The following is a 6,394-nucleotide window of genomic DNA, read 5'->3' as shown; positions in this document are numbered from 1 at the left end:
GGGATAGTTTGGTAGTCGGATACCTACTATTTTACCGATAAATGAGGGAGGGGCAAGTGTTTTTTGTCTTTTCCTTGATAGAACAACGGTTATAGACCTTTAAGAACAAAAAAATTTGACAGTAACAGTCGCAACAGGAGGGGTGATTTAATGGAAAAGCTGACCGTGTTTAAACGTGCCTTTAGTGATTTGTTTAGAATTGGCAAAACTTACTATGTGCTGTTCTTTATCCAATCATTGGCGAGATACAGTTTGCCTTTTATCGGCTACATCTATATGACCCAGATTGTGGATGCTTTGACAAGAAACGATATGACCCGAATTCCTTCTTTAATCGTGCAGTATTTAGTTATCTTGTTGGTGTTGCAACTGATTTCTGGATGGATAGACCCCGTAGTCACTCATGAGGATTCTCTGTTTTTAAGAAAACTCTTTGCTAAACCCAATAAAAAGATGTTAACTATGCATTACCATTATGCGGAAAGTTCAGAAATAAGAGAAGAATTAGATATTATCAACCGAAATATGATGAGCAGCCAATCTTCGCTGCCGATGATTAATGTCCGTATAAAAGAAATGATGCCTGGATTGGTCAGTATTATATGGGGGATTATTTTACTCACTCCGTTATTTAGAGTAGATACCGGCTTACTACCAGACGGCTTCTGGTGGATGCGCCCGAGTCTTGTTAACAGTGCCTTTCTTCTACTGATTGGAATTAGTGTGTGGATTCAAATCGCGTCATCCAAAAAATCAAGTGAGAGGATAACAGCTTTCTTAGCTGAACTGAAGGAATCCAATGCCCGCTTTTTCTATGAAGATGGGCTCCTTCAAGACTTTAAGTCCGGAAAAGAAATGCGTCTCTACGACTTAACTGAAAAAATGATAGAAAATAAAAAAGCCGAATCTAACTATACAGGAAAATTACTGTCAGAAAACTATAAACGCTTTAGAGCCATGATGATTCCAACTACTGGTTTATTCCAAGTTATGACTTATTTGACCTATGCCTATATCGGGGTGCTCGTGTTAATTGGCGCTCTACCTGTTGCTTTAATTATTCAACTCTCCAGCGCACTCAGTCAAATGGTATCTGCTCTGCCTGATGTTATTCAACACGGCATGATGCTTATTTCTTCGCCGGGTGAATTAGAGCAGTATTATGCATTCATGGACTTGCCAGATGAAGAAGTCGTCGGCAGTTTACCTGTAGAAAAAAGGTTAGATAATGATTATAATTTTGCAGTAAAGAATATGAGTTTTTCTTATCCCGGCTCAGATGAAACAGTCTTAAAGAACATCACTGAAAGGTTTGAAGTCGGTAAAAAGTACGCCATAGTTGGAGAAAACGGATCAGGGAAAACAACCTTCATTAAGCTGCTCACTCGTTTATATGAACCGAGTGAAGGGACAATAAAAATGAATAGAATCGATGCCCATAAGTATGATTTAAGAGAGTACTTCAATCTGTTTGGGGTCGTCTTTCAGGATTACCATCTAGTCGGGTTTTCATTGGGACAAAACGTCTCTGTTAAACCCTATTTTGATAGAGAGAAAGTGTTGTCTACATTAGATAAAGTCGGGTTAGGTGACGTTGTTAGAAACTTTCCAAATCAGGAAGACACATACCTTGGAACTGAATTTGAAGAATCAGGTATTAGTGTATCGGGAGGACAGGAACAGAAACTGGCGATTGCCCGCTCTTTATACAAAGACTCCCCTGTCATGATTCTGGATGAACCGACTGCTGCTCTAGATCCTCTGACCGAGTTCGAAATCTATCAAAATTTCGATAACTTAGTAAAGGATAAGACAGCTTTCTATATTTCCCACAGACTCTCAAGCTCCAAGTTCTGTGATGAAATCCTAGTATTCGACAAAGGTGAAATTGTACAAAGAGGGACTCATAAAGAACTGGTTGATCAAGAAGGCAAATACAGTGAGCTTTGGAATGCTCAGGCTCAGTATTATCAGTGATAATTATTATTTTTGTAAGCCTAGCAGAAGTAACACTGAAAAGAACAGTAACGCATTCTACTGTAATTTAAACGTGTCTGCTAGACATTGAAAATGATGATACGTTTACTCTTCCGAAACCTGTAAATTATGGTATAGTAGATGCTAGTGATTTTATTCGGAGGAAAAGATATGCTTGAACGATTGAAAACTGGATTAACGACTTTTAAAGAAGTGACATATAAAAAATATGAGCGACTGTATCATGATCTGGAACAGACTCAGGACCCGCATACCTTATTTATCGCCTGCTCGGATTCCCGTGTCAGTCCGGACATGCTTTTGGACAGTGATCCTGGAGAAGTGTTCACAATCCGAAACATTGCCAATACTATTCCGGCTTATGAAGTCAGCCAAAATGATATAACTACCGTTTCTTCTATAGAGTACGCGATTGAGGTGCTTGGTGTCGAAGAGGTCATCGTCTGCGGGCATTCAAACTGTGGGGGGTGTGCGGCTGCTTTACAAGGGCCTAAGAAATTAGAACAGCTGCCATTTACTCAACACTACCTCAAACCGCTTGAATGTGTGAAAGAGAAAATTGAAGCGGCTCAATCAGACATGGACGAACGATCTAAAGCTAGACTGATGGAAAAAATGAATGTGATCGAACAAGTCGAACATTTGAAAAGTTACCCTCAGATCCAAGAACGCTTGAAAAGAGGCGAGCTGGAAATCGAAGGCTGGTACTACGACATCAAGTCAGGTAGTGTTTCTGTGTATGATGAATCAACAGATTCCTTCTGTGTGTCTAATGAGTATCAGAATGTGCACTAAATAGTTGATGAAGGTTCTGAATTATTGCGACAAGATAGAAGCATCAGAATAATGAGGAGCATTGCGGGATTCAACACTATGCTATGATTAGACATAAATGAGCGAAAGAAAAATCTCTATGGAAAACAAAAAGCTTAAACAGTCAGTCAAAAATCGAGCAGTAGCCGGATTATGTGGATGAATTGCTGAATATTTTGATTTGTCCCTAAGATTAGTTAGGGTGCTCTCTATACTGATTCCGGGACCACAGATGTTTATCATATACCTAATATTGGCAAACGTTCTACCGGAAGAGCACAAATATCTATTCTAAAAATTATCTGGAGAAAGCTATCGATCAAGAACAAAAAAAGACCCAACTGGGTCTTTTTTGCGTTGTATCATTAAAGTAGGCAAGATTAAGGAACGTGTGAATTAAAGATATAATCAGACCAATTACTATACAGAAGGATAAAAGAGCTATAAAACGAAATTACTCTATTCTTGCACATTTTCTCCAAAGAAGCATGGACCAATAAATAGGCCGAGAAGAACATATAGAAGTGGAGAATTAATGAGAAGGGTAAAAGCCACAACGGGCAGCCATCCGGCGTAGAAGACACTCACTAACACGACAATCAACAGTAATAGACCGAATGAAATTTTTCGGAAGAGAGATCTGAGCGAATACGTGACTGATGCGCCTGTCGACTTAAGGATAAGTCCGCCTAAAAAAGCGAGCAATGAAATATAAAAGAACGGGCGCCCTATAAACAAGTAAATTAGAGTATATGTTCCATCGAAAGTAATAGAGGACAATTCTCTTAATGAAAATTCGTATAAAAGAAGGTATGTCGAACTTGCAAGCAAAGGGACGAGCCAGAGAAAAAAGTAAGTGTTACGAGGAGATTTTAGTGTTCTTTCCATCATTAGCGCCTCCAATAAGTATTGTTTTAGAATTTGATTAAATGTATGATGATTATATTAGCATTTATTAAATGAAAGATGCAATACTTTTATACAGATTTTTGAAATGATATGAGGTGAAATGAATATGAAAACTGAAATTTATGGCAGTCTATGTTTAGGCTCAGGATTGTTTCTGATGCTCGGATCAGTTCCAGGTGATGTACTAGGTGTAGATCTTTGGGTGACGGGAACAGTGCTCATTATAAAAGGGAGAAGCAAGCGGCTACGAGAAACTACGAAGTATGAACATAAGTAGAGATCGATAAGAAATGTATTTTTTAAGGTTTATTTTCTCATAAATATGGTATTGATTTTAATATACAGCGTTACAGTGGCGATAATTTATTAATTCAAAACCGAATAATATATATAGAATAAGTAGGGATTAGAAATGAAAGCAAACATGTTGTGGAATAAGTTTATTGAGAAACATCAGGAACATAAAGGCAGGAGCTACGATGCATGGAGTTATGGTGTACAAAAAGACGAGTTGGCCGATTTGACAAGAGAAGGTATCAAGACAGCTACTGCTTCTGCCTATGATTTATATCAGGTAGACAATGACCCTCTTCCTCAAGTGGGTGAATTTAGTGTTGTTTTAGGCAGTAAAGATGACGCAGTATGCGTAATTCGTACAACTAAAGTTACTGTTCTCCCTTTTTCTGAAGTGACTGCCGAACATGCATTTAAAGAAGGAGAAGGCGACAGATCGCTGACAGCATGGAGGAAAGAACACGAGAGCTTGTTTACTCAGTGGCTGAAAGAAGAAAATCTGGAGTTCAATGAGGACAGTCCAGTAGTCTTGGAAGAATTCAAGGTAGTTTACAAGTGAAGATATTTTTAGTCCAAATACATCGGAACAAATTGTAGTGCAGAAATATATTTATCTTTAATTTCTCCTCAGACTGTAGGGTTTAAATTTCTAAGATTCTGAACTGTAAAATTGGAAGAATACATAATCTATAGACGTACCGGAGGCATGATGATGATTAATTTAAAAAAAGTTGAACAGGAGACTTTGGAATCCACCATTAATGACGTATTTAAAGAACAAAATGAGCAACATTTTGAAGAGGCTTTAGAGCGGCATGCTGAAGTAATTGCAATAGGGGCTTATGATGGTGAGAAAATCATAGGCGGAATCATTGCAAAAAAGGAATATCAGAACATCCATGTATCAATGCTGGCAGTTAGTAATGAATACAGAGGGCAGGACATAGGTAGCCAGCTGTTAATGGAAGTTGAAAAGCTGGGTAAAGAATCAGGGATTATCAACCTGACATTGACCACAAGAAGTTATCAAGCGGTTGAGTTTTATAAAAAAGCTGGATTCACCGTCTTTGCCACTCTGGATGACATGCCTATGCAAGGTGTAACAAAATATTACTTTAATAAGAAATTGAAATAATAAGTGAACAGTTAAATATCTTAAGACAATGTATAAACTATACACTAGTTTTAACTATATTAGTATCGGTTGTAAATAAGCATCATCACCAAATAAGTCATTTGACCCGCAACCAGCTAATAGAAGTGCGGAAAAGAGTGAGAAAAAACGAAGCGTTTAGTTAGAAACGTTTTATATAATTTCATATAAGCCTACCTTTCGAGTGAGCTATACTCAGACGGACAGTACAATATTACTCTATTGGGCATCCTTAGAACTCAATCATCAGTCGTACGTTACTTCATCCAGAAACAGTCCTTGAGCCGGCACAGTCAGTCCTGCTTTGCTTCGGACGCCTGTTTCAAACACCTCATCGATGCTGTCGATAGATAAAGTTCCGGATCCGATTTCCAAAAGAGTCCCCGTCAGTACGCGCACCATTTTATGCAGGAAGCTTTTTCCTTTAAATGTAAAGTGAATCAGGCTGCCTTCCTGTTCGATGGTAATGCTGTCCAGTGTACGCACTGTCGATTTTTTTGATTTCTTTAGCGCAGAAAAGCCGATAAAGTCATGCTTGCCGACCAGCTTGTCGCACGCTTCACGCATCTTGTCCAGATCCAGCTGTTCAGCATAATGGAAGCTGTATCCCCGTTCAAATGCTGAAGGGATAGTCTGGTTCCAGACGTAGTAGCTGTACTGTTTGGATGTTGCGTTGTAGCGTGAATGGAAACGGTCATGCACGTCTTCGAGCTTTTTGACAATAATATCCTGCGGCAGGTTGTTGATCAGGATCTCCTGCATTGCATTAAGGTCCATATCGGAATCCGTCTTGAAGTTAGCCACTTGTCCTCTGGCATGCGTCCCGGCATCTGTTCGGCCTGACCCGATGATCTCCGTTTCTGTTCCGGTCAGTTGTGTAAGAATGTGTTCGATTTTACCTTGAATCGTCTTGTCTGAATGACCTAGTCTCTGCCATCCCTGATAGCGGCCTCCATCATATTCGATCGTCATTTTTATATTTCGCATAGTATCCCTCTTAATTCTTTAGTTTGATGATTCTGGTGAAAAAAATCGGCATAGTGTGCCTTCTTCTCTATGATATACTAAACGGGAAACTATTACACGGGAATAGTTGTAGGGGTATGTGTCAAGACTTTGGCGGAAACTTTTTTTCTAGAGATGGTAACTCTTCAATTTTAATATTAAAATGGCTCATTCTGTGTGTTTCATTACCCAAACATTTTCTTCAGTTGTCCCATTGGACTT

At 38.9% G+C, this 6,394-nt stretch carries 6 protein-coding genes; 5 read left to right on the top strand and 1 reads right to left on the bottom strand.

Annotated features, from left to right (window positions below):
- The first annotated feature begins 150 nt into the window (after positions 1 to 150).
- The 5 genes from ACYQ2O_RS09815 to ACYQ2O_RS09795 all read left to right on the top strand — a co-directional run bounded on the left by ACYQ2O_RS09815 (position 151) and on the right by ACYQ2O_RS09795 (position 5,149).
- Positions 151 to 1,977: an ABC transporter ATP-binding protein gene (locus tag ACYQ2O_RS09815; protein WP_459796520.1), complete on the top strand. Its 1,827-nt coding sequence runs from the start codon at positions 151 to 153 to the stop codon at positions 1,975 to 1,977.
- Between the two features lie 171 nt (positions 1,978 to 2,148).
- Positions 2,149 to 2,793 carry a carbonic anhydrase gene (locus ACYQ2O_RS09810; RefSeq protein WP_459796519.1) on the top strand — a complete coding sequence of 215 codons (645 nt, stop codon included), beginning with the start codon at positions 2,149 to 2,151 and terminating at the stop codon, positions 2,791 to 2,793.
- A 181-nt stretch (positions 2,794 to 2,974) separates the two neighbouring features.
- Complete coding sequence (locus ACYQ2O_RS09805; RefSeq protein WP_459796521.1) at positions 2,975 to 3,106, top strand: PspC domain-containing protein; 132 nt, start codon at positions 2,975 to 2,977, stop codon at positions 3,104 to 3,106.
- A gap of 1,026 nt (positions 3,107 to 4,132) precedes the next feature.
- Positions 4,133 to 4,573 (top strand): ASCH domain-containing protein, encoded by a 441-nt coding sequence (locus tag ACYQ2O_RS09800; RefSeq protein ID WP_459796518.1) that lies wholly within the window; start codon positions 4,133 to 4,135, stop codon positions 4,571 to 4,573.
- A 153-nt stretch (positions 4,574 to 4,726) separates the two neighbouring features.
- Positions 4,727 to 5,149 carry a GNAT family N-acetyltransferase gene (locus ACYQ2O_RS09795; RefSeq protein WP_459796517.1) on the top strand — a complete coding sequence of 141 codons (423 nt, stop codon included), beginning with the start codon at positions 4,727 to 4,729 and terminating at the stop codon, positions 5,147 to 5,149.
- A gap of 264 nt (positions 5,150 to 5,413) precedes the next feature.
- On the opposite strand, the gene truA is transcribed toward ACYQ2O_RS09795, so the two are convergent.
- Entirely contained in the window at positions 5,414 to 6,154 is a 741-nt protein-coding gene (gene truA, locus ACYQ2O_RS09790; protein WP_459796516.1) for a tRNA pseudouridine(38-40) synthase TruA, read from the bottom strand.
- Positions 6,155 to 6,394: the final 240 nt, after the last annotated feature.

This window comes from Alkalibacterium sp. m-11, assembly GCF_054658155.1.
Note: the sequence above shows the minus strand (reverse complement) of the source record. Positions and strands in the feature narration are given on the sequence as shown.

Bases quoted from the DNA above. Each gene is read 5' to 3' on its own strand.
- ACYQ2O_RS09815 (WP_459796520.1), top strand. From the start codon at position 151: ATGGAAAAGCTGACCGTGTTTAAACGTGCCTTTAGTGATTTGTTTAGA.
- ACYQ2O_RS09810 (WP_459796519.1), top strand. From the start codon at position 2,149: ATGCTTGAACGATTGAAAACTGGATTAACGACTTTTAAAGAAGTGACA.
- ACYQ2O_RS09800 (WP_459796518.1), top strand. From the start codon at position 4,133: ATGAAAGCAAACATGTTGTGGAATAAGTTTATTGAGAAACATCAGGAA.
- ACYQ2O_RS09795 (WP_459796517.1), top strand. From the start codon at position 4,727: ATGATTAATTTAAAAAAAGTTGAACAGGAGACTTTGGAATCCACCATT.
- truA (WP_459796516.1), bottom strand. From the start codon at position 6,154: ATGCGAAATATAAAAATGACGATCGAATATGATGGAGGCCGCTATCAG.